Raw genomic sequence first — 25,937 nt, forward strand, 5'->3', positions numbered from 1 at the left:
GCGCGGTCAAGCTTTGCAAGGATCGTCAGCGCGCCAGGACATTGCGCGCCATGCTTGCGATCTGGGCGAGCATGGCCGGCGCGACAGGCGTCTGCGATTGCGCACGATCGACCATCAGGCGGAACTGGCGCATCGCGACCGACTGGTCATCCGCCCAGCTCTCGACCACCTGCGGCATGTCGCTCTTCGCGTCCTTGCGGCGCGAAAGGCGACGCAGCAGTTCGATCCGCATCTGCTGGAAGTCGCGGGCAAGGCCCGAGGTCAGCAAACGCTCCCAAACATCCGAAGGGTTCATCTTGGCCGCGGTGCTCTGCGCCCAGTCGATACCCATCATTGCGCCGATATCGGTGAAGCCCTGCGTGAGCATCTTGGGATCGATTTCCGTGTCGGCGGCGAGGCGTGCAAGACCGACCGAGCCGTCGAGATCGAACATGTGCGTCACGCGGCTGGCGATCGCATCGGGCGCGCCAGCAGTCGTGAAAATATCGTGCTGCCTGGCCGACTGGCTCTTGATCTCGCTGCCGAGCAGCTGGTCCGAGCAGTTGATCAGCACCGAGACGTTCTTGCCCAGTTCGGAGACCATCTCGCCCGGCTTTACATGGCCTGCGCTGGTGCGCAGCACATCGGACATGAGGTTGCCGGTTGCCGCAGCCAGGCGGTCGAACATGAGGAGGCGTGCGCCTTCCTCCATCTTCGCGCGGTCGAGTTCGCCCCACAGGCTGCGCAGGTCGAAGAGATGCGCCACCGCAACGAAGGCGGCTGCGACGGCGGCGAGTTCGACGCCTTCTTCCTCTGCCAGCTCGAAAGGATGAATCATCCCGAGGCGGTTGACGATCGCATTGGCGAGCTTGGTCGCGATGATCTCGCGGCGCAGGCGGTGGTTTTCGATCTGCGCCTTGAACTGACCGCGCATCGGTTCGGGGAAGCTGCGCAACAGCAGGTCCTCGAGGATCGGGTCGTCGGGCAGGTCGCTCTCCTCGATGGCGTCCTGCAGGACCAGCTTGGTCGAGGACAGCAGCACGGCCAGCTCGGGCCGCGTCAGGCCGATGCCGTCTGCTGCGCGGCGCTGGAGCGTCTGGTTGTCCGCCAACCCCTCGGTGCGGCGATCGAGATTTCCTCCCGCCTCGAGCGTTTCGATGAGGTGCAGCTGCGAGGCCATGGCGCGCGCGCCGCCGATTTCCGCGACGGACAGCGCGAGCGCCTGCAGGCGGTTGTCCTCCAGGACCAGCGCGCTGACCTCGTCGGTCATCTCCTCGAGCAGCTTGACGCGGCGCGGTTCGGCGAGCCTTCCCGCGCGCTTGGCCGCGGCGAGCGCGATCTTGATATTGACCTCGTTATCCGAGCAATCGACGCCGGCCGAATTGTCGATGAAGTCGGTGTTGCAGCGCCCGCCATTGAGCGAGAACTCGATGCGTCCGGCCTGCGTGGTGCCGAGGTTGGCGCCTTCGCCGATCACGCGAGCACGCACTTCCTTGGCATCGACGCGCAGCGGATCGTTCGCCGGATCGCCGACCTGGACATTGTTCTCGCTTGAGGCCTTGATGTAGGTGCCGATGCCGCCGAACCAGATCAGGTCGACCGGCGACTTGAGGATGATCGAGATCAGCGCTTCGGGCTCGAGCTCCTTCTCCTCGGTGCCGAGGACCTTCTGCATCGCCTTGGACAGCTTGATCGTCTTGGCATCGCGCGGGAAGACCCCGCCGCCCTTCGAGATCAGCTTGGGATTGTAGTCCTCCCAGCTCGATCGCGGCAGGTCGAACATGCGCTGGCGTTCCTTCCAGCTCTTGGCCGGATCGGGATCGGGATCGAGGAAGATGTGGCGGTGGTCGAATGCGGCGACCAGCTTGATCGCCTTCGACAGCAGCATGCCGTTGCCGAACACGTCGCCCGACATGTCGCCGCAGCCCACGACCTGCACGGGCTCGCTCTGCACGTCGATGCCCATCTCGAGGAAGTGGCGCTGGACGCTGACCCAGGCACCCTTTGCGGTGATGCCCATGGCCTTGTGGTCGTAACCCTTCGAGCCCCCTGATGCGAAAGCATCATCGAGCCAGAAGTCGCGGCTTTCCGCGATCGCGTTGGCGACGTCGGAGAAGCGTGCCGTGCCCTTGTCGGCGGCGACCACGAAATAGGGGTCTTCGCCATCGGTGATCACGACATCGTCGGGGTGCACGACCTTGTCGTCGATGATGTTGTCGGTGACCGAGAGCAGCGTGCGGATGAAGACCTCGTAGCTCGCCTGCCCCTCTGCAGCCCAGCCGTCACGGTCGATCGCCGGATCGGGTAGCTGCTTGGGATAGAAACCGCCCTTCGCGCCGGTCGGCACGATCACGGCGTTCTTCACGCGCTGCGCCTTCATCAGGCCAAGGATCTCGGTGCGGAAGTCGTCCCGCCGGTCGGACCAGCGCAGGCCGCCGCGCGCGACGGGGCCCGAACGCAGGTGGATACCTTCGACGCGGCGCGAATAGACGAAGATTTCGCGCCAGGGGATCGGCTTGGGCAGGCCCGGGACGAGCGAGCTGTCGATCTTGAACGCAAGCGCTTCATTCGCTGCCTGCGCGAAGGAATTGGTGCGCAGGATCGCGTCGATCAGCGAGTTGTAGAGACGCAGCAGGCGGTCGTCGTTGATCGCCTTGACCTTGGCGAGGCCGCGCTTGATCGCGTTCTTGGCGATCTCGGTCGCGCTTTCGCGATTGCCCTCGAACGCGGGGTCGTGGCGCGCGGTGAACAGGTCGATCAGCGCGCGGGTGATGTCGCGGTTCTTCGCCAGCGCGTCGACCACGGTGTAGATGGTGAAACCCATCCCCGCCTGGCGCAGGTAGCGATAAAAGGCGCGCAGCCAGTTGGCCGCAGAGGCATTGAGCCCTGCTTCGGCGACGAGACGGTTGAAAACGTCGTTCTCGGCGTGGCCGTTGAGGACTTCGGCAACCGCTTCCTCGATCGCATCGGCCCGCTCGACGAGATCGCCCGCATCGACACCCGGTGCAAGCTGCAGCGCGAAATCGTGGATCGTGCCGAGTTTGCCCTCGCTCAGCACGGTGGGCATTTCGCCCTGCACGTGGAAGCCGAAGTTCTCGAGCACCGGCACGGCGTCGGACAGCGGGAGACTGCCCTCGGCCTGGTAGAGCTTCAGGCGCAGGCGCGGCGTTTCCTCGCGCTCGCACAGGTAGAGGCGCGCACCGCGATGGGGCGCGTCGTCGTCTTCCTCGTCCTCGGCATGGATGCCGAGCGCGCGCAGGCGGGCGATGTCCTCTGCCGCCTCGCGCGGGCCGAAGCGGGCGCGGTAGGCGGTGGGGAAACTGTCGGCAAAGCGCATGGCGAGACCGGCCGCGCGGCCCTTCTCGACCATGTCGAGCAGCTCGTTCTCGACCGCCTCGTTCCAGCCGCGCAGCAGGGTCTGCAGCTGTTGTTCGAGGGCCTTTTCGTCGGGAGCTCTCGCCCCGTCACGAATATCGAGCACGAAACGCAGCATCGCGAGGTTGCCGCCCTCGACCTCGAGGCTCCAGTCGAGCAGGCGCGCGGCTGCGCTGTCTTCGAGGAGCGACTTGATCTGCAGGCGGACCTGCGTTGCCAGCATATCGCGCGGCAGCCAGACGAAAGCGAACAAGTGGCGGGCGAGCGGCGCCTCGACCAGCGCGAGGCGCGGGCGCGGGCGGTCGACCAGACCCATCATGATCGTTGCGACACGCTCAGTATCTTCCTCGCTGAAACCGATCAACAGGTCGTGCGGCAGCGCGGTCATCGCGTGGACCAGCGCCTTGCCGGCATGGCCGCCTTCATCGAAATTCAGCTTGTCGCGGATCGCGTCGAGACGCTCGCGCAGGATCGGCACGCCGCGCGGAGGCGTGGCGAGCGCGGCAGAGGTCCACACACCGGCATGAACCGACAGCGCCACCAGCTTCTTGCCTTCGCGGCGGGGCACGATGAACAGGTCGAGCGGTACGTGGCGGTGCACGCGGCTGAGATGGTTGGCCTTGATGATCAGCGGAGTGCGGGCGTCGCCCTTGCCCTCGAACCACTTGAAGGCGCGCTCGTAGCTCGCATCCACCAGCAGTTCCGGCTCGCCCGCACGGCAGATGCCGAGCTCGCCCTGCTGCGTCCCGTCGCGCAGGCGCACGACGTGGCCGAGCTGTGTGAGCATGCCCGAATCGAGCCAGTCGAGGAGTGCCTTGCCTTCCTCGTCCTCGAGCGTCTTCGCATCGGCGCGCATCTGCTCTTGCAGCTTGGGCCAGTCGGTGACGGCCGCACGCACGTCCTCGAGCGTCTCCGCGAGCTTTTCCTGAAGCGCGCGGCGCTGCTTGGCGTCGACGCGCGTGGTCTCGATGTAGATCATCGATTCCCAGTAGGCGTCCTCAGGCTCGCCCTCGTCGATGCGGCTGAGCGTGCAATCCTTGGTGCGTTCTACCGGCACGACCGGGTGGACGAGACGGTCGATCGAAATGCCTAGCGCGGCAATGGTGCTCGCGGTCGAATCGACCAGGAACGGCATGTCGTCATTGATGATCGCGATGCGCGTGTAGCGGTGCCCGTTGGAGACCGATTCCACGGCCATGGCCGCTTCGCCAAAGGCGCGCTTCTGGGCCGTTTCGGTCACGAATGCGGCGGCCTCGTCGAGGCGCTTGGGATCGAATGGTGTGTCACCCGGCAGCATAGAGTCGCGCATGTGCTGCGCGAGCGCCTTGGTCTGGGTTGCGGGGGAAGTGGCGGTCTTGGAACCCATCTGGGGCCTCTCGCTTGCGGCGCGAAAAAATTGCGGCGCCTTGTAATATCCGAGTCGTTACCCGGCTTTGTCAGAGGCGGCGATTAGGCCTGTTGGAGAGCCACTTCAAGCGGCGAGAATGCATTTTTGCATTCCTATGCACGTGCCCGCTGCCGTAGCGTCAGGCGGCAAGCTGTTCCATCGCAAGCCGCAGCGAGGAAATGCGCGCCTGCGGATCAAAGGTGGGGCCGGCGAAGATGATCTCGTCGGCGCGGGTGCGGGCAAGGAAGTTGCCGACCGCCTCTGCGCACTGCTCGGGCGTGCCGATGGCGCTGGCCTGCCCGATATGGGCGAGCATCGCCTGTGCGGGCGCGGGCAGCTGGTCGCGATAACCCACGACCGGAGGCTTGAGTTTCGAGGGCTTGCCGGTGCGCAACGCGACGAAGGCCTGCATCTGCGAGGTCGCCAGGGTCTCCGCCTCTTCCTGCGTTTCGGCGCAGAACAAGTTCATCGCGGCCATGACGCGGGGATATCTGTGCGCATCGCTGGGGCGGAAATCGCGGCGATAGATCTCGAGCGCCGCATCGAGATGATCGGGCGCGAAATGGCTCGCGAAAGCGTAGGGTATGCCGAGCCGTGCGGCGAGTTGCGCACCGAACAGGCTCGAGCCGAGCATCCAGAATTCAGGGTTCGCGCCGCGGCCCGGCGTCGGGTGAATCTCACCTTCGCCTGCCATCAGCGCCATCAGCTCGACTACGTCCTGCGGGAACATCTCGGCGGCGCGATGGAGATCCTTGCGCAGCGCACGCTGCAATTCGGGACCGGCTCCCGGAGCGCGGCCAAGGCCGAGGTCCACGCGGCCGGGAAAGAGCGCATCGAGCGTGCCGAACTGCTCGGCGATCAGGAACGGCGTGTGGTTGGGCAGCATGATCCCGCCCGAGCCGATGCGGATGGTGTTCGTCGCATTACCGACATGGGCCAGAACGACCGAGGTCGCGCCGCCGGCGATGCCTTCCATCGCGTGGTGCTCGGCGACCCAGTAGCGCGCACAGCCCGCTTCCTCGGCAGCAACGGCAAGCGCCGTGGCCGCCTCGAAGGCCTCGCCCAGAGTCCCGCCTTCGCGCACGGGCACGAGATCGAGGACCGAGTAGGCGGTCATTCGGGGAAGATGTCCTCTTCGGGAAGCTCGGGTTCTTCGGGGCCGAGCTGGTCGAGATAGCGCTGCGCCCTGTCCGCCTCGCGGCCGCCCGGGGCTACGGCCAGCACCGAGCCGAAGCTTGCCCGCGCATCGCTCTCGCGCCCCGACATGGCGGCAATCACGCCTGCCTCGAGACCGACCTGTGGATCACGCGGAGTCAAGAGCGCCGCACGCTCGATCTGCGCCTGCGCTTCGCCGAGCCTGCCAAGCCGCCGCGAGAGCGTCGCAGAAAGCAGCCAGGCCTCGGCATCGTCGCCGTCGGCCTCGCGCGCTTCGCCCAACGCCAGCGCGGCGTCTTCCTCGCGGCCCACGCGCACGAGCACACGCGCAAGGTCTACGCGCAGGTCTGCGGCAAGCGCGCCGTCACCGGCTGCCAGCGCCTGCCCCCCGGCGCGGTCGAGCAGCGGCAGTGCGCCTTCGACATCGCCCGCGGCGAGCGCGGCATTGCCGGCCATTGCCGCCAGCCTTGCCGAATAGGAAAGGTTGTCTGCCGGTGCTTCTCCGCTCCCGACCTCGAAGGCGCGGCGCGCCTCGTCGAGTCCGCCCAGCTGCACCAGCGCTAGGCCGAGGCAATGGGCGGACTGGGCAAATTCCAGGTCGGTCTGGGCGGTTTCGCGCCATGCCTGAGCGCGGTCGAGCGCGGCCTGGGGAAAGGACGATGCCTCGCGCAAGCATTCCGAAAGCGATTCCTGCGGCGCCTGCATTTCGCCACGCTCCGGCCGGTCGGCGAGTTCATCGGGCAGGCCCGGCATACTGCCCACGGAGGGATCGGGTCCGACCTGCATCAGCAGGATTAGGGTGGGGGCAAGGATCAGGGTCACGCGTGCTCCGGAAAATTACTGTGCCAGCTCGGCCAGAAGGCCGCTGGCGGTGCGCAGGAGCAGGGCGATATCCTGCTCGCGCGAAAGGCGGTGGTCGCCATCCTTTACGAGGGCGAGTTGAACGTTGTCCGAACGCAGTGCGCTCGCCAGCCGCATGCTGGTGTCCCACGGAACATCCTCGTCGCGCTGGCCATGGAGCAGGCGCACGGGGGCATCGATCGCGATCTCGCCGGAAAGCAGTAGCTGAGCCTGTCCGTCGGAGAAGAAGCCGGGATGGGTCGGAGTCGGCTCGGGGCCGTAAGGGTTGTCCTCGAAGACCGTCTCGCCTCCCGCCATCACACGCTTCTGCGCGATGGTGTAGCCCCATTCGGTGAAGTCCGGCGCTGCGGCGATGCCTATCATGCCGGCAAGCCGCTCGCCGAGTTCGAGGCCGCAAAGCAGCATCAGCCATCCGCCCATCGACGATCCGACGAGCACGACCTCGCCGCTCACATATGCGCCGATCAGCGCGATCACTTCCTCGCGCCAGCGCGACAGGCTTCCGTCTGCGAAATCGCCATCGCTTTGCCCGCAGCCCGAATAATCGAGCAGCAGGCAGGCGCGGCCTTCCCTGCGGGCCCATTCGAACAGCGCCGTGGCCTTGCCGCCATCCATGTCGGACATGTAGCCGGGCAGGAAGACCAGTGTCGGGCCATCGCCCTCGAGATGACGGAAGGCGATGCGGCGTCCGTCGGCGAGATCGTGGAAGCGGATGTCAGTCATCAGCGGGCGGTGTCGGACCTGCGGCGCGCGAATGCAAGGGGGCGATCAGAACAGATCGAATTCCTCGACATCGCGGTCCTGCTTGCACATCGACTTGAGCGCGTTGAATTCGCCCTCTGTCAGGACGGGAGCGAAGTTCCCTCCCTCGGCCGCCTCGCGATAGGCCTTGGCGCGCTCGGCCGGTTCGGGGTGGCTCGACACCCAGCCGGTGATTGCATTCTGCTCACCCTCTTCATCGCCGCCGAGACGCTCGAAGAAGCGCGCAGCGCCGAGCGGAGAAACATTGCTTTCCTCCATCCGGTCGCGTGCGAATTGGTCCGCCTCGCGCTCGGCATCGCGCGAATAGCCCATCGAGGCGAGACCGAACACGGTATCGCCCACTCCCGAATTGGCGCCCGAGAGGAGGATCGACAGGCCGAACTGTCTCAGCAGCGCGGTCATCACGTGGCGTTCGCGCACGTGGCCGACCTCGTGGCCGAGCACGCCGGCGAGTTCCTCGGGCGTTTCGGCTTCCTGCACCAGCCCGTCGAACAGCAGCACCTGACCGCCGGGCAGAGCAACTGCGTTGACCATCCCGATATTGGCGACACCGGCGCGGACCTGCTGGTCCTCCGGGTCGACCGCGTCGAGCAGCTTGGCGAGCGCGGCATCGCCCTGCGGCGTGCTGCACAACCGGTTGCCGAGATCGCCGACCATCGCATCGCCGAGATTGCGCTCCCAGCTTTGCGGGATGCGCGGGCCGAGCCATTCGGGCGCGGTCATGAACAGCGCGACCGCACCGATACTGAAAGCGGCGAAAATGGCAGCCGCCTTGCCGAGGCCGAGCTTGTCGACCCATGCGCCGTAGGTCTGCTTTGCGGGCAGGTGCGCGGCGAGGCCGGGCGGCAGCTCTTCGGGCAGGATCAGCCGGAAATCGGGCTGGCTGGTACTGCGATAAACCAACTCCCCGCCGCGATGCTCGCCATATTCGAGATCGGAGAGCTCGATTTCCATCTCGCTCGTGAAGCCGCGCAGCGTTAGCTTGCCCCTGCCATCCCAGGTGGCCTCGCCCTCGTGGCGGACGGCGCTATGACCGTCATACCACTGGGCCGGGGTCTGGAATGCCCTTTCCATCGATCAGATCGCCCCGATGTCGAAGGCGTCGAGCAGGCCTTCGCCATGCTTGGAGGTCGCGGTGGTCGACTGCGTCAGCTCGTCGAGCAGGATGTCGCCGCTGGCTTCCATATGCGTGATGAAGAACTTCCAGTGACGGTACGACAGGAAGACATAGCCGAGGCCGAAGGTCAGCACGACGAGGAAGAAGTCGCCGATATAGAGCTTCACCCAGTCCATGGTGGAGGCTTCGAAGTTGAAGTTGAGGTCCTTCCAGAGCGTCTTGGCGACCACTTCGCGGTAATATTTCGCATAGAAGGCAGCCGCGATCAGGCCGAGCGCGAAAAACCACACGAACAGCGCGATGATGATGCCGAGGCCCATGCCGATGCCCATCCCGGTCTCGCCGCCCAGACCGCCTCCGATGCCGCCCCCGGTTACCGCGGCGAAGCCCATCGCCACGAACAGGAGGATCGGCGCGAGGTAAAACAACAGGTAGCGCGCGAAGATGTTGCTCGAATCCGCATAGGCTTCGAAACGGTACGGGCCGAAGCTCATCTTGCTCCAGCGCTCGTTCCACAGGCTGGTCATCGACCAGGGCACGAGCAGGCCGAGCACCATCTGGCCGACCATGGTCTTCCAGAAATAGGACCAGCCGTATCCGAAGCCGGGATCGTCGCTGCCGCCGCGAATGCCGCGCCAGCGGGTGCGCGACAGGCGATAACGCAGCGCGCGGAAGCGGGCGAGGCCGGTGAGGTAGAGGGTCAGGACAAAGATCGTCAGACCCATCACGCCGACCCATTCCTGCATTCCGCGGAAGATCAGGCCCTGTGCGATGAAGTTGATGAGGGCGAAGGGAATGCCGAGCACTACCGCCACGATCAGAAAGCCGATGAACAGCTCCATCCCCTTGCCCGTCCATTCGAGACGCTCGTCGACGAAGCGCGTGTGCGACCACAGGTACTGGCGCTCGCGGGTGGTTGCCCAGAAGCGGTAAATGCCCAACGTGACGATTGTCAGCAAAAGGTTCGGCAGGGCGATTTTCGCGAAATCCTGCCACGTGCCGTCGAAGCCGAAAGCGCTTTCGGCCTGCATATCTTCATAATACATAAGTAAAGGCGACCCCCCAACGAATGTCGTATCAATTCCCGTCCGGGAAGGACAATCGATTGGAGGGTCGCCCAAGTCAAGCGCGGCCGGGTTCAGTCGCGCTCGAATATCTCTTCGATGGGCATTTCGAACACATCGGCGATCTTGAAGGCGAGCGGGAGCGAGGGGTCGTAGCGCCCGGTCTCGATCGCGTTCACGCTCTGGCGGCTGACCTCGAGCCGGTCGGCGAGATCCTGCTGGCTCCAGTCGCGCATGGCGCGCAGCACCTTGAGACGGTTCTTCACAGCGCACCCCACGAACCATGGGTGATCCGGTTGGACGCAGCGCCGATGAACTGGCCGCCGAAGAAGGCGACCGCGAACCAGTAGGCAGGGATGTGCGGCACCACTTCGCCCGCCTCCAGGAAACCCCAGATGGTTGCGAAGCCGAGGGCGAAGCCGGTCGCGATCAGCGTCTGGCGCACGATCAGCATGCGGATGAATTCGTCCTTCTCGTCGAGGATCAGGCGTCCGATGGCCCAGAAGATCCCGCAAATGGCGAGGCCGGGCATGACCGACAGGGCCGCGCGCGCTGCAAGCGAGGCCTCGGACGTATCGTCGCCGCCGAGCAGGCTGACCTGCAGGGCGATCACGACGAGATAGGTCGAGGCGAAGATCGCGACCCGCTTCACATAGAGGCGCTGTGCCTCTCCGCGTCCGCTGCAGGCGGTGGCGGTGTTGGCGACCCGCATGGTCTGGAAGAACAGGCCGGCGGGAACGATCATCAGGATGAGGGCTGTCGCCGCATTGATGGCGTCAGACAGGGCGAGGCCCATGACGGCCCCGAAGGTGCCGAACGCCAGCCCGGCCCAGAAGGGCACTGTGCGCGTGAAGCTGCTCATGCCTTGCTCTTCTTCAGTAGATTGCAGGACCGGTCAGAACCGAGCCATGCCCCGGGAAAAAGGGCGAGGAGGAGAAAGGGCGAGAATTGCGCCACCTCCTCGGGCACGATTTCAAACACGGCGAGCACGGCGATGCCGATCATGGCGGCAGCGACGAGCAGCGAGAGATAGATCTGTTTCATGGCAAGCGTCCTTTTCTAGATGTAAAGCGTGTTTGTCATGATTCGCCCATCGTGTCAAGTGTGCTTTCCATAATGGAGCGCTCGCTTGTCAGGTCGTGCATTCCTGCTTGTCATTTCGTCGTCATTGGGCGCAGGCATGAGGGCCCAGAGGAGAGACATCGATGTTCAAGACCGAGCCACCCGCTGCCGCCCCAATTGCAAGCCTCGACCGGCGCAGCCTGCTCAAGGGAGGCGTGCTGGGCGCAGGCGCTCTTTCCGCGCCGCTCTCGGCGCAAATGGCATCGGGGAAGTCCGGCTTCACGCACGGCGTGGCCAGCGGCGAGCCGGGCGTCGACAAGGTGCTCCTGTGGACCCGCTATGTCGCCGACCAGTCCGTTGCGCTCGAATGGCAGGTGTCCGAAACGGCTGATTTCGCATCGACGGTCGCTGGCGGCAGCGCGCTCCCGCGCGCCGAGAACGACTGGTGCGCCAAGTCGTGGGCCGACGGTCTCAGGGCAGGGACCTGGTACTACTACCGCTTCATTGCGCCCGACGGGACGGTCTCCGATATCGGCCGCACGCGTACGCTTCCCGAGGGGCCGACCGCGCGCTGGCGGATGGCGGTATTCTCATGCTCGAATATCGGATTCGGCTGGTTCAACGCCTACGCCCACGCGGCAGAGGCGAACGAGTTCGACTGCACGCTCCACCTCGGCGACTACTTCTACGAATATCCGCAAGGCACCTATCCGAGCGAGCGCGAGACGCTTCCCGGCCGCACCCCGCTCGACCCGCAGGGCGAGACCGTTGCGCTGGCAGAGTACCGCGCACGCTATGCGACCTACCGGGCGGACAAGGACCTCCAGCGCATCCACCAGCTCTACCCGATGATCTCCGGCTGGGACGATCACGAGAGCACCAACGACAGCTGGGAGGGCGGCGCCCAGAACCACCAGCCCGAGATCGAAGGCAGCTGGTCGGTGCGCAAGGCTGCCGCGATGAAGGCCTATCGCGAATGGATGCCCGTCTCCGATCGGCCCTGGGAGACCTACGAGATCGGCGACCTCGCCACTCTCTACCGGCTCGAAACGCGCCTGAGCGCGCGGGCGGAGCAGTTCGATTACGGCTCGCTGCTGCGCGGCATGACATCGCAGGAAGAAGGCATTGCCCGGCTCACCGCTTTCCGGAACGGAGATTATCTCGATCCGACGCGCGAAGTGCTCGGAAGCGACCAGCAGGCATGGCTGGCAGAGGGCCTCAAGGCCTCGCGCCGCGCCGGAAAGACTTGGCAGGTGCTCGTCCAGCAGGTGTTGATGGGCAAGGTCGCCTCGGCCACTTCGCTTACGGATACCCTGCCCGAGGGCCTTCCCGATTTCGTCCGGCAGCGTGTCATCTCGGGTGCCATGGCGAGCCGCGCAGAGCTGCCGCTGAACATGGACGCATGGGACGGCTATCCCGCCGCCCGCGCAAGGCTCTACGAAGCAGGACTGGCAGCCGACGCGAACCTCATCAGCCTGGCCGGGGACACGCACAATGCCTGGGCCTTCGATCTCGCGCATGATGGCGAGGCGGCCGGCGTCGAGTTCGGCGTCCAGGGCGTGACCTCGCCCGGCCTCGAAAACTTCCTGCCGCAGCTGGCACCCGATGACATCGCCCGCGCCCTCGTCGCGCGTAATCCGGAGCTCAAGTGGATGGATGCCTCGCGCCGCGGTTACATGGCGGTCGAACTGACCCCGGGCAGTGCCAGCAGCGAGTTCCGCTTCCTCTCCAGCGTGCGCGAGAAGGGCGCAAGTGTCGTGGCGACCCGGCGTGTCACCACGCTCGCCGGTGCGCGTAAACTCGATGCTATCGGATAAGGACGGGTTGAGAAATTAACCCCTCGCCGCTATCTGGTGGCGCATGACGCAGGCACGCATCACGACCACTACTACCACCACCTCGGGCAACCGGGGGCGGGTAGTCGCGGACTGACGCGAGCTGCCGCCACCCGGTTTCGGGTGGCAGGCGTTCCTCCCGAAATCGCGAAATTCTCCCAAAACGCCGCTTCAAGCGTGCGCCCTGTTGTGCCATGGGCCTCGACAAGCAACGGATGAGACGATGACGGAACTTTTGAAGATCAGCCTGCCCGATGGTTCGGTGCGCGAAATGGAACCCGGCAGCACGCCTGCCGACGTCGCCGCCGCGATCGGCCCGGGCCTCGCCAAGGCCGCCATCGCCGCGCGCGTCGATGGTGAGCTGCGCGACATTAACCGCCCCTTCGAAGGCGATGCCGAGCTCGCGCTGGTCACTGCCCGAGACGAGGACGATGCGCTCGAGCTCGCACGTCACGACTTTGCACACGTGCTCGCAGAAGCCGTCCAGTCGCTCTTCCCCGGCACGCAGATCACTTTCGGTCCTGCGACGGACGATGGCTTCTATTACGATGTGAAGGCTCCCGACACGCGCGAGCCGTTCTCAATGGACGACCTCCCCGCAATCGAGGAGGAGATGCGCCGCATCATCAAGGCCGACAAGCCATTGAAGCGCGAAGTCTGGAGCCGCCAGCAGCTGATCGACAAGTGGGAAGCCGAGGGCGAAGTCTTCAAGGCCGAATGGGCCAAGGAACTGCCCGAGGACGAGGAACTCACGGTGTACTGGTCGGGCGAAGACTGGCTCGACATGTGCCGCGGCCCGCACCTTGCGTCGACGGGCAAGCTCGACCCGCAGGCCTTCAAGCTCATGCGCGTCGCCGGTGCCTACTGGCGCGGCGACCAGAAGAACGCGCAGCTCACGCGTATCTACGGCACGGGCTGGCTCAACAAGAAGCAGCTCAATGCACATCTCACGCGGCTGGAAGAGGCCGCCAAGCGCGACCACCGCAAGCTGGGCCGCGAGATGGACCTGTTCCACCTGCAGGAAGAGGCGCATGGTAGCGTCTTCTGGCACCCCAACGGATATCGCATCTGGCGCGAGCTGGAGGCCTACATGCGCCGCAAGATGGACGGGGCGGGCTATCAGGAAATCAAGACGCCGCAGCTGATGGACGTGCGCCAGTGGGAGCAGTCGGGCCACTGGGGCAAGTATGCCGAGAACATGTTTGCCGTGCCGGACATCGTCCCCGAGGTCGAAGGGCTGGGCGATGACAATGACGGCAAGGGCGCGAGCCCCAAGGTTGCCGACGACAGCGACTGGATGGCGATCAAGCCTATGAACTGCCCGGCCCACGTGCTGGTCTTCAAGCAGGGCATCACGTCCTATCGCGACCTGCCGATCCGTCTTGGCGAGATGGGCTGCTGCCACCGCAACGAACCTCATGGCGCGCTCCATGGGCTCATGCGCGTGCGCCAGTTCACGCAGGACGATGCGCATATCTTCTGCACCGAGGAACAGGTCGTCGAAGAGGTCCGCGCCTTCTGCAAATTGGCCGACGAAGTCTATCGCGACTTCGGATTCAGCTATCACGTGAAGCTCGCGCTGCGCCCCGAAAAGCGCTTCGGCAGCGAGGCGGACTGGGACAAGGCGGAGCAGGAACTGCGCGACGCCGTGGCCGAGGCAGGCATGGCGAACGAGGAATACGGCTGGGAGGAACTTCCCGGCGAAGGCGCCTTCTATGCGCCCAAGCTCGAATGGCACCTCACCGATGCCATCGGCCGCACTTGGCAGGTCGGCACGATCCAGGGCGACCGCGTGCTGCCCGAACGTCTCGATGCGACCTATGTCGGCGAAGACGGCGAGAAGCACCGCCCGGTCATGCTGCACCGTGCGATCTTCGGTTCCTACGAACGCTTCATCGGCATCCTGATCGAGCATTTTGCCGGCCGTCTGCCGTGCTGGCTCGCGCCGACGCAAGCGGTGGTCGCGACCATCGTCTCGGACGCAGACGACTATGCCAAGGAAGCGGTCGCCAAGCTCGAAGCTGCCGGCATCCGCGTTGAAAGCGATCTTCGCAACGAGAAGATCAACTACAAGGTCCGCGAACACTCGGTCGCCAAGGTCCCGCACCTGCTGGTGGTCGGCAATCGCGAGGCCGAGGAAGGCACGGTCGCCGTGCGCACGCTCGGCCAGCAGCATCAGAAGGTGATGCCGCTCGAGGAAGCGATTGCGATGCTGAAGACCGAGGCGACTCCGCCGGACCTGCGCGAAGGATAAGCGCGCGCGATGGAGCTGCTTGCAGGCTACGGCTGGGCGGCGATAGTCGCCGCGCTGCTGGCCGCTTTCGGCTCGGCTTTCGTGCGCGGGCTGACCGGTTTCGGCATGGCGATCCTGCTGGTGCCGGTGCTCGCCCTGGCATTGTCGCCGCTCGATGCCGTACTGCTGACGAACTTCCTCTCGGTCTTTATCGGCCTGTCGGAGATCCGGCGCTTGCTGCGTAATGCCGAACGCTCGGCATGGGTGATCATCGCCCTGGTGGCAGTCACCACTCCGGTCGGCCTCTACCTGCTGAGCGTGACCAGCCCTGCGCTTGCGCGAGTGGTGATCGCCTTCATAGCGCTCTCGGCATTCCTCGCCATCCTGCTCCCGCGCCGCGGCGCGCTGGACCACCACCCGGCGACCACTGGGAGTGTCGGCGTGATGAGCGGGCTGATGACGGGCTATGCCGGCATGCCCGGACCGCCCGTGGTGCCCTATTACGTCGGGCGCGACATCCCGCGCGAGACCGCCAAGGCATCGATGCTGCTGATTTTCACCTGCGCCTCGACAACCGGGCTGGTGAGCGGCGCAGCGCTCGGCGTGCTCGAGGCGACGCTCGTACTGCTCGCTGCCCTGCTGTTCCCTGCCGTGCTGCTCGGCAACTGGCTGGGCAACAAGGCGTCTGGCCGGATAGCCGACAGGACCTGGCGCATCTGCGTTGGCCTCGTGCTCGGTGCGGCGGCGGTCGCGGCGCTTGTGAAGGCGCTCGGCTAGATGCTCGGCCTGCTACTCGAAGCGATCGCCATCGCGCTGCTCACCGCGCTTGCGGCGGGCTTCGTTCGCGGGCTGGCGGGCTTCGGCCTCTCGGTCGTTATCGTGCCGGTGCTCGCGCTCACCATCGCGCCGAAAGAGGCGGTGCTGGTGGGCAATATCTCGCTGTTCCTCATCGGATTGACCGACATCGGGCGCATCCGCCGCGATGCCGACCGCTCGGCGATTCCGATCACGCTGCTCGCGCTCGCCTGCATGCCGCTCGGCCTCTGGGCGCTGGTGACGCTGAGCGCCGACTGGGCGCGCCTCCTGATTGCCATGGTGTCGCTCGGAGCCTTCGTGCTCGTGGTGGTCCCGCTCGGCAAGGTGGCCATGCCGCGCAAGCCCGCGATGGGCCTTTCGGGCTTCTTCACCGGCTTCTTCGGCGGTTTTGCCGGAATGCCGGGCCCGGGCATGGCGCCTTTCTACCTGCGTGGGCGGCTCGAACCGCGCGCCGCGCGTGCCTCGATGATGGCGATTTTCCTGGTGCTGACACCGCTGTCTTCGCTGCTTTTCATCCTGCTCGGCGTGGGAGGCATGCGCGAGGTGCTGCTCGCCCTCCTTCTCTTCCCCGCGGTCCTGGTCGGAGACCTCTTCGGCCATGCCGCTTTCGGCCGCGTGAGCGCACGCCAATGGCAGGTCTCGGTCGCACTCGTCCTCGGCGGTGCGGCAGCAGGCGCGCTCTACAAACTCTTGGAAGGGTAGGATTTTCTCAAGGCCCCGGTGCTATGATCCCGTCCGGATTTGAGGGGTCAATGATTTGAACACCAACGCAGACATTGCCGCGCAGCGCCGCGACGAGGAAGATGCCCGGCTGGTAACGGGCGCGGCAGATATCCTTGCAGGCATTGCCAGCCTGCTCGGACTGGTCGCTCTCGGTGCGGCGCTGGCCGTGCTCGGGCCCTTCGTCGGGCCGGTAATCGCAGCGGCTGCAGCAGGTCTCGCAATCCCGCTGGTGAAGCAGCGCAACTTCGCCTTCAGCGGCATCGTCCTCGCGGCCAGCTTTGCTGCCGGCGTATTCGTGCTCGCCTCGCTTGTCGACATGGCATCGGGCCTTGTCGTGGCGGGGGCGATGGCGTGGTTCTGGCACGCCTACCGTGTGCCTTTTGCAGGTGCGCTCGTCGTGGCGGCGCCGGTCGCAACGCTTATCCTCGGCATGGGCGAGATCCTCGAGACGGCATGGGGTGGTGGCGGCCCGCTACAGAGCCTTGCCGCGGGCATCATCCTGTTCGCTGCCGCCATGGCAGTCGATATGTCCGACCCTGAACGCGAGACGCGCAGGTCGGGCATCGCTTTCTGGCTGCACATCTTCGCCGCGCCCTGCCTCGTCCACGGCATCTTCCTGATCGGAGGCTTCGACCCCTCCGCCGCCGAGCCGATTGCAGCGATTCCCGTGCTGGCGATCGTTGCGCTGCTCGCGCTCGTGGCGCTGGTGATCGACCGCCGCCCGCTACTCGCCTCGAGCATCGGCTACGTCGCCTATGCTCTCGCTTCGCTGGGAGAGGGGCTGGCGATCGAGACGCGGCTGATCGCCGTCAGCTTGACGCTGGGCATCGGCATCCTCACGCTTGCCGCATTCTGGTCTCCGCTGCGCCGTGCAGCACTCCTGCTTGCGCCGTCGGCGCTGAAGGAGAAGCTTCCGGCTGCCGGCGCCTTCGTGCCTCCGCCCAAGCCCGTCGCGCCCGAGACCCCGGCGGAAGAAGAGCCGGTCAGGCTCGTTTCGGGCTTCAACGACATCTTCGTGGTCATGGGCACGCTGCCGGTCGCTTTCGGAGCGTGGATCGTCGCTGGCGTCTGGCTCTACCAGTCGGGCATCGTAACGCGCGGCGGATTGAGCGAGGACTGGCTGTGGCGCACGATGACCGCGCTGCTGATCCCCGGGGTCGCCATCTGGCTGGTCGCCGAATTCTTCGTACGCGTGAGACGCATGGCATTCCCGGCGATCGTCCTTGCAGGACAATTCGCATTCGTGGCGTTCTTCGTGGGCGGTCTCTTCGGTTACGCCGCGATCAATCCCGAGGGGCGCGATCTTTCCGGCTTCCGTGATGGGATAGACCCGCTCGGCGTGGTCATCGCCTGCCTTGTCTCGGCGCTGCTCAACGTGCTGTTCGCCTTCAGGCACCGCGTGCCTCTCGCTCTCGCCATGGCCGCTGCCGCGCTGCTGCCGATGTTCTTCATCGACCTCCTCGCCAGCACCGATCCGGCGAGCACGCTTCCCGAACCGACTGAGACGAGCATCCGCATCCGCCTGTTGCTGGCAGGCGCATTGGCTGCCGGGCTCGGCGTCTGGCTCGATCTGTCGGACCGCGAGCGCCGCACGCAAAGCTCGGACACGGCGTTCTGGCTCCACATGCTCGCAAGCCTGTTGCTGGTGCCGAACCTGTTCCACTTTGCCGCCACGGGCGAAACGGTGCTGCCGGGTGCCGTGGTGATCTTCCTCGGCCTCGCGATCTTCGCGCTCGCAGTGAACCGGCGCGCCGGACTGATCGTGGGCCTGCCGTTTCTCGCCTGGGCGCTGGGCGACACTTTCGAAGGGTTTGGCTCTAGCAGCCTTGCGATGCTCGCATTCAGCGGTCTCGTCCTGTGGGCGGCGATCAAGTGGCAGGAATTGCGCGCGGCACTGTTCGCCTGGATCGACCAGGACGAGCGAAGCGGAATCTAGCGGGAGCGCTTAAAGCGGAAGCACGGGGCCGGCGAGGATCAGCGCGAGGCCGCAACCGGTGACAATGACAACGCGTGCGTGCTCGGCCAGCGGAAGTGCCGGAACGTGTGTACGAGCGAGAGCGATTGCCTTTGCCATGCGGGCCATTCTCCGCCCGAAATCCTAACGAAGGGTTAACTTTTCCATCCGGCTGAGGGCATTTGCTGGCTGGCGCAGTGGAATCCGCCCCCTCCGGCAAGCACGGCGTCCCCGCGGACACCGATGGTTGCGCGGTCGGGGAAAAGCTCCGCGATAGCCGCAACACCCTCTTCGTCATGCGGGCTGCCGAAGGTCGGCACCACGACGAGATGGCTGGTAATCGCGAAATTGGCGTAGCTTGCCGGTTCGATCCGGTCGCCGCTGGTGACGAGGCCGGGCGACGGGATTTCCTTCACGGTGACACCCGCGGCCTCCGCGCGGGCCTTGGCGTCGGCATAGATCGCGCCATTGGGATCGTCGTTGCCCGTCGCGCGCGGTAGGGCGAGCGTGTTCGGCGCAACGAACCGCGCGAGATTGTCGACATGGCCGTCGGTATGGTCGTTGATGAGGCCCGCGCCGAGCCAGAGCACGCGGCTGAAACCGAGATCGCGCTCGAGGCGCTGCTCGATATCCTCGCGCGATAGCTGCGGGTTGCGATTGGGATTGAGCAGGCACTGCTCGGTGGTCGCGACGAGGCCCGTCCCGTCGCCGTCGATGGCGCCGCCTTCGAGGATCCAGTCGGCAATCTCGAGCGGCAGGTCTTCATCCCTCGCGAGCTCGGCCCCGATCGTCTGGTCGCCGTCCATCAGGTACTTCCCGCCCCAGCCGTTGAAGCCGAAGCGGCGCGCTGCGCGATTGCCGTTCCCGCCCGAAAGGATCAGCGGGCCGGTATCGCGAAGCCAGACATCGCCATAGCTGCGGCGTTCCAGCTTCACGGCGCCCGTCACGAGGCTGCGCGCTCGCGCTTCATTGGCTGCATCGCGCACGAGCAGGCGGACCTCCTGCCCGCTTTCGGCAACCGCATTGGCGAAAGCGGCGATCTGCTCCTGCGCTGCGGGGAGCACTTCGGGCCACTCGTCGGCGTTGTGCGGAAATCCGATCCACAGCCAGTCCTGCGGCGCCCATTCGGGGGGCATGGTCCATGTGGGCGTATCGCTCATGGTGCTGCGGTTAGGCGCGGCCGACGGGACTAGGCAATAAAAAGGGGACGCCGAAGCGCCCCCTTCTCTTTGCGTATCGCCTGCCGATCAGGCGTCGGCGTTTTCGCCCCCGGACTGGTTGGCGTCTTTCGACTTGCCGTTGGCCGGGAGTGCCTTGCGCTTCTCCTTGGCTTCGGTTTCGTCTTCGACTTCGAACCCGCCGGTCTGCTCTGCCGGGCCCTTCACGAGGCTGTTGAGGCTTGAGCCGTCGAGGCCCAGTTCCTTCATCAGCCCGTCGAGCACCGGAGCCTGCGCACGGTAGGCCAGCGCTGCGCTGACCGCATCGGTCGCGAGGTTGCCCGATCCGCCAGCTGCAGCGACGCCGTTTCCGGCACCCTTGCCGCCGCCATTGGTAAGGCCATCGACCTGGACGATCTTGATGCTCTCGATCGCCTCCATAGGCTTGGCGCTTTCCTTGACCAGTTCGGGCAGGACCTTGAGCAGGGCCATCTTGGTCTGCAGGCTGATCTGGTCCGAGGACAGGATGTTCGCCGCCTCGTTGATCGCCTTCTGACCGGCTGCCTCGACTTCGAAGCGGACGCGTGCAGCTTCGGCACGCAGCTTCTCGGCCTCGGCCTCGCCCTGCGCTTCGAGACGCAGCGCTTCGGCGCGGTTGGTGGCTGCGTCCTTTTCGGCTTCGGCTTCCACTTTCACCGAGATGGCGTCGCGCTCTGCCTGTTTCGAAGCTTCGATCAGCTGAATGCGCTTGTCACGCTCTGCGATCTCGGTTTCGCGGCTGGTTGCGACCTGTTCCTCGGCAGCGACAGCCTTGGCGCGGGCTTCGTCGGCTTCCGCCTTGGCCTGGCTTTCCTCGCGGCTCTTGTTCTGGACCGCGATCTGCTGCTCCTGCCGGGCGATTTCGAGCGCACGCTGCTGGTCGATCCGAGCCTCTTCGACGAGACGGTCGGCTTCGATCTGCTGCGCATCGACCTGCTTCTTCGCCTCGATCTTCGCTGCATCGGCTTCACGCTGGCGTTCGGCCTGTTCGCGGGCAATCTCCGCCATCTGCGCGGCACGGCGCACCTCGACTTCGCGTTCCTGCGCAAGCCGTGCGTATTCCTGGTCACGTCCGATTTCGAAGCTCTTGGTGTCTGCTTCGAGGTTCTTCGTTTCCATCTGGACGCGCGTATCCTGCTCGATGTCGTTGCGCAGTTTCTTGCGCGCCTCGATCTGCTCGGTCAGCTTGGTCAGACCTTCAGCGTCGAAGGCGTTGTTGGCGTTGAAGTGCTCGATGCTCGTCTGGTCGAGACCGGTCAGCGAGACCGATTCCAGCTCCAGGCCGTTCATGGCGAGATCGTTCGAGGAGACCTGCTGCACCTTCTGGACGAAGTCGGCACGCTGCTCGTGCAACTCGTTCATCGTCATGCCAGCTGCGACGGAACGCAGCGCGTCGACGAACTTGCCCTCGACGAGGTCCTTGAGCATTTCAGGTTGCATCGTGCGCTGGCCGAGCGTCTGCGCGGCCATGGCGATGGCATCGCTGTCGGGCTTAACGCGGACATAGAACTCCGCCTTCACGTCGATCCGCAGGCGGTCGAGCGTAATCAGTGCCTCGCCATCCCTGCGGATGACCGAAAGCACCAGCGTGTTCATGTTGACCGGCATGGTTTCGTGGAAGACCGGCAGCACCAGGGCGCCCCCGTTCATCACGACCTTTTCGCCGCCCACGCCGGTCCGCACGAAGGCAATTTCCTTCGAGGCACGGCGATACATTTTCAGCAGGAAGGTGATGATGATGATGCCGAGTAGAGTGGCACCCCCGATCATAACCAGTGATGTTCCAAATAGACTGTCCATTGCTCCTCCTTATTGATTGACTGTTGGCGACAGGCGGCGCTCGGCGAGCGCGGTCGCGTAGAATTGGTTGCCCTCGCGGCGGACAAGCAGGACTTCGTCGCCTTCGTGGAGTTCGCTCGATTCCTCGTGCGGCTCCACCATGACCCGGTGGGTCTGGCCGTGAATGTCCTTCACCCTCGCTCGCGCAGGCGATCCTGTTCGGGCGACACCAATGCTGATCGTCGCACGCCGGCCGACAAGGCTTTCGGTGCTGACGGCGGTGGTGTGGTCCTTGGGCATGATGCGTCCCAGCGGGCGGGCGAAGACGCCCGTCACCGGGATTGCGGCGACGCCGGCGATCAGCGCCGCAAGCCAGCTGTAGAGCGGGCTACCCGTGAGGCTCGTCGCGAGCTCTTGGATCGACAGGCCGATACCTGCGAACATGAGCAGGAACAGCGCCAGCCAGATCGTCAGCGGGATGCGTCCGATGCCGAGCAGAGTCAGCAGCCCGTCGAACATCCCCGCATCCGGCAAACCCTCGCCATCCAAGTCCAGATCGACATCCGCGTCACCGAAATCGGCGACACCGATCATCTGCACGATCGCGAGGACGAGCATGATGCCAAGAGCGGCCGCAAACGGCATGTTGTGCGGCTCGAGTAATGTCATGTTCCCCCCTTTCTGATGCGCAGGAAGTCCCGCCCTCCGGTTTCACCCGAAAGCGGATCGTCCTACTGTTGTAGTCATGTGGTTCACTTAGCAAATTTCTACGATGAACCGTAGGAATATGCGACGAACCGAGTTCGATTTTCCCCGCAATTGCGCGGGTTTGACTTCGATTGGGGGGATTTAGACTTCAGGCGGGCGTGAAGCGTAAAGGCAGCGTCTTGAGCCCGCCGACAAAGGTCGATTTCGAGCGCGCCGGTTCGCCTGCGAGCTCGACCGTCTCGATCCGGTCGAGCAGCGCCTCGAACAGGATGCGCATCTCCAGCCGGGCCAGGTGCAGGCCGAGACACTGGTGCGCGCCCGCGCCGAAAGCGAGGTGCCGGTTCGGGCTGCGGCTTGCATCGAACTTGCGCGGATTGTCGAACTGCGCCGGATCATGGTTCGCGGCGACGTAGTTGATCATCAGCCAGTCACCCTCGGCTATCTCCTGTCCGCCGACCTCGGTATCCTCGGCCGCAGTGCGCATGAAATGCTGCACCGGGCTCGTCCAGCGGATGGCTTCCTCGACGATTCCGGGCAGCAGCGAGCGGTCCTCCCGCACCCGCGCCCATTGTTCGGGGTCCTGCGCCAGCGCCAGCATCGCGCCTGCCGTACTCGCACTCGTAGTGTCGTGACCTGCCGCGGCGACGATGATGTAGTAGCCCATCATGTCGCGGTCGTTTAGCGGCTCGCCGTCGACAGTGGCATTGGCAATCGTACTGGCGACGTCGTCGGTCGGGTTCGCGCGCTTCTCTGCCGTCAATTTTGCGAAATAGGCCTCGAAGTCCTTCACCGCGCCCGCCACCAGCTGGGTGATCGCCTCGGGCGGCAAATCCTTCATGCCCGACTGGTTCAAGTCCTCGTCCTGCCCGCCGAACATCTGCTGGGTGAGCATCAGCATGCGCGGCTCGTCCTCTTCGGGCACGCCGAGAATCTGCATCACGACGTGCAGGGGATAGGGCTGCGAGACGAGCTTGCAGAAATCGGCCTCCGGTCCCTCTTCGAGCAAGCGGTCGACCGTCTTGTGCGCAAGCTCGCGGACCTCGTCCTCGATCTGCCGCAGGTTCTTGGGCATGAACCATTCCTGCGTGAGCTTGCGATACTTCATGTGGATCGGCGCATCGAAGGTCACCAGGCTCGCCACCATGTGCGGGCTGCCACCGGTCAGGTTCTTGGCGAACTCGATTCCCTCGGTAAGGCTGAAGACGACCGTCTGCGGATTGTTGAGGAAGGTCGCATTGTCCTTCGAGATGCGCATCACGTCGTCATAGCGCGTGACCAGCCAAAAGGGCGGATGGCGGCCCTCCGGATCCTCGACCCAGGCTACCGGAGCTTCTTCGCGCAGGCGGTCGAACGTATCGAGCAGCGGGTCCCAGTGCGCGTAGCTCTCGGGAGAAATCACCTCATAGGCGGTTTCGGGATCAAGCCTTGGTTTCGCCTGGGTTGCCATCACGCCTGCTCCGTTTCTTCCTCTGCTTTCCGCAAGTATTCGTCGCGCAGTTCGCGCTTGTAGAGCTTGCCGTTCGCTTCGCGCGGGAGTTCGGGGCGGAAGTCGAAGAGCTTGGGCATCTTGATCTTGGCGAGGCTTGGAGCGAGGAAATCGCGCAGCTCTGCCTCGAGGCTTTCGCCGGCCTCGCTCATGTCCTTTGGCTGGACCACGGCCACCACCTTCTCGCCGAAATCGGGGCAGGGCGCGCCGATCACAGCCGCATCCATCACCTTGTCATGCGTGACCAGCAGATTCTCGATTTCCTGCGGGTAGATGTTCACGCCGCCAGAGATGATCATGTGGCTCTTGCGATCGGTGAGGAAGAGGTAGCCGTCCTCGTCGAGGTGGCCGATATCGCCCAGCGTCATCCAGCCCTTGGGATGCATGGCCTCACGCGTCTTGTCGGGGTCGTTGTGATAGGTCGGGATGAGGTCGTTCTCGAAGAACAGCAGCCCGTCCTGTCCGGCGGGGACTTCATTGCCCTCGCCGTCGCACACATGGATCTTGCCGTAGATCGCCTTGCCGACGCTGCCCGGGTGGGTGAGCCAGTCCTCGGCCTTGATCAGCGTCATGCCGATACCTTCAGAGCCTGCGTAATATTCATTGATGATCGGCCCCCACCATTCGATCATCTCGCGCTTGATCGGCACCGGGCATGGCGCGGCAGCATGGAGGGCGCGCTGGTGGCTGGAGAGGTCGTAGCCTTCGCGCTCGTGCGGCTCGAGCTTGAGCATGCGCACGAAATGGGTGGGCACCCATTGGCTGTCGGTAATCTTGTACTTCTCGATCGTCTCGAGCGCATGCTTGGGCTCGAAATGCTCCATTACCACGACCGTGCCGCCGAGACGCTGCGCGGTGGTGCACCAGCCGAGCGGAGCCGCGTGGTAGAGCGGCGCGGGCGAGAGATAGACCATGCTGCCGTCGGCGGGCATGCCAGCGCCCATCACCGCCAGGCCGACCAGCGGGTTCACCGCCTCGATGTCCTCGCTGTCGGGCGGAGCGGGGCGCACACCCTTCGGGCTGCCGGTCGTGCCCGAGGAATAGAGCATGTACTGGCCCGGCGCCTGGTCGGCAATCGGATCGGAAGGCTGCTTGCCGAGCGCGGCCTCGAAATCCTCCTCGCCCTCTCCGCCGAGCACGAGGATTTCCATGTCGCCGCACCCTGCGCGGATATCGTCCATCCGGTCGTCGAACTTGCGGCTGGTGATCAGCAGCTTCACACCGGCATCGTTGAGGATGTAGCAGATCTCGGGTGCGGTCAGGCGGGTCGAGACCGGGACCATCATCGTGCCAGCACGCTGCGAACCCCAGACCATCGGCAGGTAATGGATCGTGTTCTCCATCAGCACGCCGAGGTGGTCGTGCCGTTTCAGCCCTCTCGCGCGCAGCAGCTGGGCGAAGCGATTGGCGTAGGCGTCCATCTCGCCGTAGCTCATCGTCTCGCCGCTGCCGCTCATGATGATCGCGGGATGGTCGGGCCGTGCCTTGGCGTGGCTAATAGGGTGCATCGCTGGTCCTCTCTCGTGCCGTCGGTCCCTGTTGGCGGGACTCGTCCGGTTGCAGGGAGAAACCTACCTGCCGCAGGACTTTGGGCAAGAGAAAAGGCGGCGAGGTCGCCCTCACCGCCTTTCCTCTGCGAACCTGCGCGGGCTTTCGCCCGGCGTATCTCTTATTCTTCGTCGTTGCCGCCCTGGCCGCCTTCGCCGATCGCGAGGGCGAAAGCCTGCTGCGCCTGCGATTCGATCATGTAGGGAACCGGGTTCACCGCTTCACCGTCGATACGGACTTCATAGTGAAGGTGCGGACCGGTCGAACGGCCGGTCGAACCGACGTAGCCGATGATGTCGCCCTTCTTGACGCGGGTGCCCGGCGAAACGGCAATGCGCGACATATGAGCGTAACGCGTCTGGATGCGCGCGCCGTGCTCGATCGCGACATAGTTGCCGTAGCTCGACCAGCGCTGTGCCTTGGAAACATAGCCGTCTGCGGTTGCATAGATCGGCGTACCGGTCGGCGCGGCAAGATCGACACCCTTGTGGCCGAGGCGGCGGCGCAGCACGGGGTGCGTGCGCATGCCATAGTCGCTGGTCAGGCGTGCATCCTCAAGCGGCATGCGCGAGGGTACGGACACCTGCGGCGCGACGACTGCATCGATCGCGTTGGGGCTTTCCCAGCGTGCGAACAGTTCGGTGAACTGGGCATCTTCGCCCTGCGTCTGGACGCTGGTCACCTTCGACATGTCGATTGCGCCTTCGGCAGCCGTTGCAGCAGCAGCGACGCCATCCGTGCCGGCCTGTGCCGGAGCGGCGGCAACGAGCATTCCTGCAGCAGCCATGGTGAAAGCAAGCGATGTGCGCTTGGTGATCATGCTAAACCCGTCCGTGTGGCGCGTCGTGGCGCCTACTTTCCTTGATCGAGTGGGGCGTCCCGGCCCGTCGTCGATCG

At 65.1% G+C, this 25,937-nt stretch carries 21 protein-coding genes; 5 read left to right on the plus strand and 16 right to left on the minus strand.

Annotation, left to right across the window (positions count from 1 at the left end; genetic code table 11):
• Window positions 1-25: 25 nt before the first annotated feature.
• The 9 genes from ACZ1G8_RS06535 to ACZ1G8_RS06575 form a co-directional block, all read right to left on the minus strand.
• Window positions 26-4,720, minus strand: coding sequence for an NAD-glutamate dehydrogenase (locus tag ACZ1G8_RS06535; RefSeq protein ID WP_472681118.1), 4,695 nt, complete (start codon window positions 4,718-4,720; stop codon window positions 26-28).
• Between the two features lie 160 nt (window positions 4,721-4,880).
• Window positions 4,881-5,858, minus strand: coding sequence for an LLM class flavin-dependent oxidoreductase (locus ACZ1G8_RS06540; RefSeq protein WP_472681119.1), 978 nt, complete (start codon window positions 5,856-5,858; stop codon window positions 4,881-4,883).
• Entirely contained in the window at window positions 5,855-6,718 is an 864-nt protein-coding gene (locus ACZ1G8_RS06545) for a tetratricopeptide repeat protein (protein WP_472681120.1), read from the minus strand. Before ACZ1G8_RS06545 ends, ACZ1G8_RS06540 begins: the two co-directional genes overlap by 4 nt.
• Before the next feature lie 15 nt (window positions 6,719-6,733).
• Window positions 6,734-7,480, minus strand: coding sequence for an alpha/beta fold hydrolase (locus ACZ1G8_RS06550; protein ID WP_472681122.1), 747 nt, complete (start codon window positions 7,478-7,480; stop codon window positions 6,734-6,736).
• A gap of 45 nt (window positions 7,481-7,525) precedes the next feature.
• Window positions 7,526-8,593: a M48 family metallopeptidase gene (locus ACZ1G8_RS06555; protein WP_472681124.1), complete on the minus strand. Its 1,068-nt coding sequence runs from the start codon at window positions 8,591-8,593 to the stop codon at window positions 7,526-7,528.
• Window positions 8,594-8,596: 3 nt separating this feature from the next.
• Window positions 8,597-9,682 carry a YjgN family protein gene (locus ACZ1G8_RS06560; protein WP_472681126.1) on the minus strand — a complete coding sequence of 362 codons (1,086 nt, stop codon included), beginning with the start codon at window positions 9,680-9,682 and terminating at the stop codon, window positions 8,597-8,599.
• Window positions 9,683-9,774: 92 nt separating this feature from the next.
• On the minus strand, window positions 9,775-9,966 hold the full coding sequence (locus tag ACZ1G8_RS06565; protein ID WP_472681127.1) for a helix-turn-helix transcriptional regulator: 192 nt from the start codon (window positions 9,964-9,966) through the stop codon (window positions 9,775-9,777).
• A complete protein-coding gene (locus ACZ1G8_RS06570; protein ID WP_472681128.1) occupies window positions 9,963-10,562 on the minus strand; it encodes a hypothetical protein in 600 nt (199 codons plus the stop codon). Before ACZ1G8_RS06570 ends, ACZ1G8_RS06565 begins: the two co-directional genes overlap by 4 nt.
• A complete protein-coding gene (locus ACZ1G8_RS06575) occupies window positions 10,559-10,744 on the minus strand; it encodes a hypothetical protein (protein WP_472681129.1) in 186 nt (61 codons plus the stop codon). The genes ACZ1G8_RS06570 and ACZ1G8_RS06575 overlap by 4 nt, the downstream gene beginning before the upstream one ends.
• A 161-nt stretch (window positions 10,745-10,905) precedes the next feature.
• Between ACZ1G8_RS06575 and ACZ1G8_RS06580 the strand changes: the two genes are divergently transcribed.
• The 5 genes from ACZ1G8_RS06580 (at window position 10,906) to ACZ1G8_RS06600 (ending at window position 18,305) form a co-directional block, all read left to right on the plus strand.
• Window positions 10,906-12,579, plus strand: coding sequence for an alkaline phosphatase D family protein (locus tag ACZ1G8_RS06580; RefSeq protein ID WP_472681130.1), 1,674 nt, complete (start codon window positions 10,906-10,908; stop codon window positions 12,577-12,579).
• A gap of 241 nt (window positions 12,580-12,820) precedes the next feature.
• The gene (thrS, locus tag ACZ1G8_RS06585) at window positions 12,821-14,851 is read left to right on the plus strand and encodes a threonine--tRNA ligase (protein ID WP_472681131.1); all 2,031 of its coding nucleotides are present in this window, start codon (window positions 12,821-12,823) and stop codon (window positions 14,849-14,851) included.
• A gap of 9 nt (window positions 14,852-14,860) precedes the next feature.
• Window positions 14,861-15,607 (plus strand): sulfite exporter TauE/SafE family protein, encoded by a 747-nt coding sequence (locus tag ACZ1G8_RS06590; protein ID WP_472681132.1) that lies wholly within the window; start codon window positions 14,861-14,863, stop codon window positions 15,605-15,607.
• On the plus strand, window positions 15,608-16,348 hold the full coding sequence (locus tag ACZ1G8_RS06595) for a TSUP family transporter (RefSeq protein ID WP_472681133.1): 741 nt from the start codon (window positions 15,608-15,610) through the stop codon (window positions 16,346-16,348).
• A gap of 55 nt (window positions 16,349-16,403) precedes the next feature.
• A complete protein-coding gene (locus tag ACZ1G8_RS06600) occupies window positions 16,404-18,305 on the plus strand; it encodes a hypothetical protein (RefSeq protein WP_472681135.1) in 1,902 nt (633 codons plus the stop codon).
• Between the two features lie 9 nt (window positions 18,306-18,314).
• Here the strand turns inward: ACZ1G8_RS06600 and ACZ1G8_RS06605 are convergent, their stop codons facing one another.
• From ACZ1G8_RS06605 to ACZ1G8_RS06635, 7 genes are all read right to left on the minus strand, one after another.
• Window positions 18,315-18,443: a hypothetical protein gene (locus tag ACZ1G8_RS06605; protein WP_472681136.1), complete on the minus strand. Its 129-nt coding sequence runs from the start codon at window positions 18,441-18,443 to the stop codon at window positions 18,315-18,317.
• A 35-nt stretch (window positions 18,444-18,478) separates the two neighbouring features.
• Window positions 18,479-19,483 (minus strand): agmatine deiminase family protein, encoded by a 1,005-nt coding sequence (locus tag ACZ1G8_RS06610; RefSeq protein WP_472681137.1) that lies wholly within the window; start codon window positions 19,481-19,483, stop codon window positions 18,479-18,481.
• A gap of 87 nt (window positions 19,484-19,570) precedes the next feature.
• Window positions 19,571-21,289 carry a flotillin family protein gene (locus ACZ1G8_RS06615; protein ID WP_472681139.1) on the minus strand — a complete coding sequence of 573 codons (1,719 nt, stop codon included), beginning with the start codon at window positions 21,287-21,289 and terminating at the stop codon, window positions 19,571-19,573.
• Window positions 21,290-21,328: 39 nt separating this feature from the next.
• Window positions 21,329-21,967 (minus strand): YqiJ family protein, encoded by a 639-nt coding sequence (locus ACZ1G8_RS06620; RefSeq protein WP_472681141.1) that lies wholly within the window; start codon window positions 21,965-21,967, stop codon window positions 21,329-21,331.
• A 187-nt stretch (window positions 21,968-22,154) separates the two neighbouring features.
• The gene (locus ACZ1G8_RS06625; protein WP_472681143.1) at window positions 22,155-23,453 is read right to left on the minus strand and encodes a cytochrome P450; all 1,299 of its coding nucleotides are present in this window, start codon (window positions 23,451-23,453) and stop codon (window positions 22,155-22,157) included.
• Window positions 23,453-25,000 carry an acyl-CoA synthetase gene (locus tag ACZ1G8_RS06630; protein WP_472681144.1) on the minus strand — a complete coding sequence of 516 codons (1,548 nt, stop codon included), beginning with the start codon at window positions 24,998-25,000 and terminating at the stop codon, window positions 23,453-23,455. Before ACZ1G8_RS06630 ends, ACZ1G8_RS06625 begins: the two co-directional genes overlap by 1 nt.
• Before the next feature lie 161 nt (window positions 25,001-25,161).
• On the minus strand, window positions 25,162-25,860 hold the full coding sequence (locus ACZ1G8_RS06635) for a M23 family metallopeptidase (protein ID WP_472681145.1): 699 nt from the start codon (window positions 25,858-25,860) through the stop codon (window positions 25,162-25,164).
• Between the last annotated feature and the right edge of the window lie 77 nt (window positions 25,861-25,937).

It is taken from the genome of Qipengyuania sp. BR81-2 (assembly GCF_055693895.1).

What these genes read in the sequence shown, in the direction of transcription:
- ACZ1G8_RS06570 (WP_472681128.1), bottom strand. Translation starts at nt 10,562, where the DNA reads ATGAGCAGCTTCACGCGCACAGTGCCCTTCTGGGCCGGGCTGGCGTTC.
- ACZ1G8_RS06615 (WP_472681139.1), bottom strand. Translation starts at nt 21,289, where the DNA reads ATGATCGGGGGTGCCACTCTACTCGGCATCATCATCATCACCTTCCTG.
- ACZ1G8_RS06535 (WP_472681118.1), bottom strand. Translation starts at nt 4,720, where the DNA reads ATGGGTTCCAAGACCGCCACTTCCCCCGCAACCCAGACCAAGGCGCTC.
- ACZ1G8_RS06610 (WP_472681137.1), bottom strand. Translation starts at nt 19,483, where the DNA reads ATGAGCGATACGCCCACATGGACCATGCCCCCCGAATGGGCGCCGCAG.
- thrS (WP_472681131.1), top strand. Translation starts at nt 12,821, where the DNA reads ATGACGGAACTTTTGAAGATCAGCCTGCCCGATGGTTCGGTGCGCGAA.
- ACZ1G8_RS06575 (WP_472681129.1), bottom strand. Translation starts at nt 10,744, where the DNA reads ATGAAACAGATCTATCTCTCGCTGCTCGTCGCTGCCGCCATGATCGGC.
- ACZ1G8_RS06595 (WP_472681133.1), top strand. Translation starts at nt 15,608, where the DNA reads ATGCTCGGCCTGCTACTCGAAGCGATCGCCATCGCGCTGCTCACCGCG.
- ACZ1G8_RS06605 (WP_472681136.1), bottom strand. Translation starts at nt 18,443, where the DNA reads ATGGCAAAGGCAATCGCTCTCGCTCGTACACACGTTCCGGCACTTCCG.
- ACZ1G8_RS06635 (WP_472681145.1), bottom strand. Translation starts at nt 25,860, where the DNA reads ATGATCACCAAGCGCACATCGCTTGCTTTCACCATGGCTGCTGCAGGA.
- ACZ1G8_RS06555 (WP_472681124.1), bottom strand. Translation starts at nt 8,593, where the DNA reads ATGGAAAGGGCATTCCAGACCCCGGCCCAGTGGTATGACGGTCATAGC.
- ACZ1G8_RS06580 (WP_472681130.1), top strand. Translation starts at nt 10,906, where the DNA reads ATGTTCAAGACCGAGCCACCCGCTGCCGCCCCAATTGCAAGCCTCGAC.
- ACZ1G8_RS06620 (WP_472681141.1), bottom strand. Translation starts at nt 21,967, where the DNA reads ATGACATTACTCGAGCCGCACAACATGCCGTTTGCGGCCGCTCTTGGC.
- ACZ1G8_RS06550 (WP_472681122.1), bottom strand. Translation starts at nt 7,480, where the DNA reads ATGACTGACATCCGCTTCCACGATCTCGCCGACGGACGCCGCATCGCC.
- ACZ1G8_RS06540 (WP_472681119.1), bottom strand. Translation starts at nt 5,858, where the DNA reads ATGACCGCCTACTCGGTCCTCGATCTCGTGCCCGTGCGCGAAGGCGGG.
- ACZ1G8_RS06630 (WP_472681144.1), bottom strand. Translation starts at nt 25,000, where the DNA reads ATGCACCCTATTAGCCACGCCAAGGCACGGCCCGACCATCCCGCGATC.
- ACZ1G8_RS06560 (WP_472681126.1), bottom strand. Translation starts at nt 9,682, where the DNA reads ATGTATTATGAAGATATGCAGGCCGAAAGCGCTTTCGGCTTCGACGGC.
- ACZ1G8_RS06590 (WP_472681132.1), top strand. Translation starts at nt 14,861, where the DNA reads ATGGAGCTGCTTGCAGGCTACGGCTGGGCGGCGATAGTCGCCGCGCTG.
- ACZ1G8_RS06625 (WP_472681143.1), bottom strand. Translation starts at nt 23,453, where the DNA reads ATGGCAACCCAGGCGAAACCAAGGCTTGATCCCGAAACCGCCTATGAG.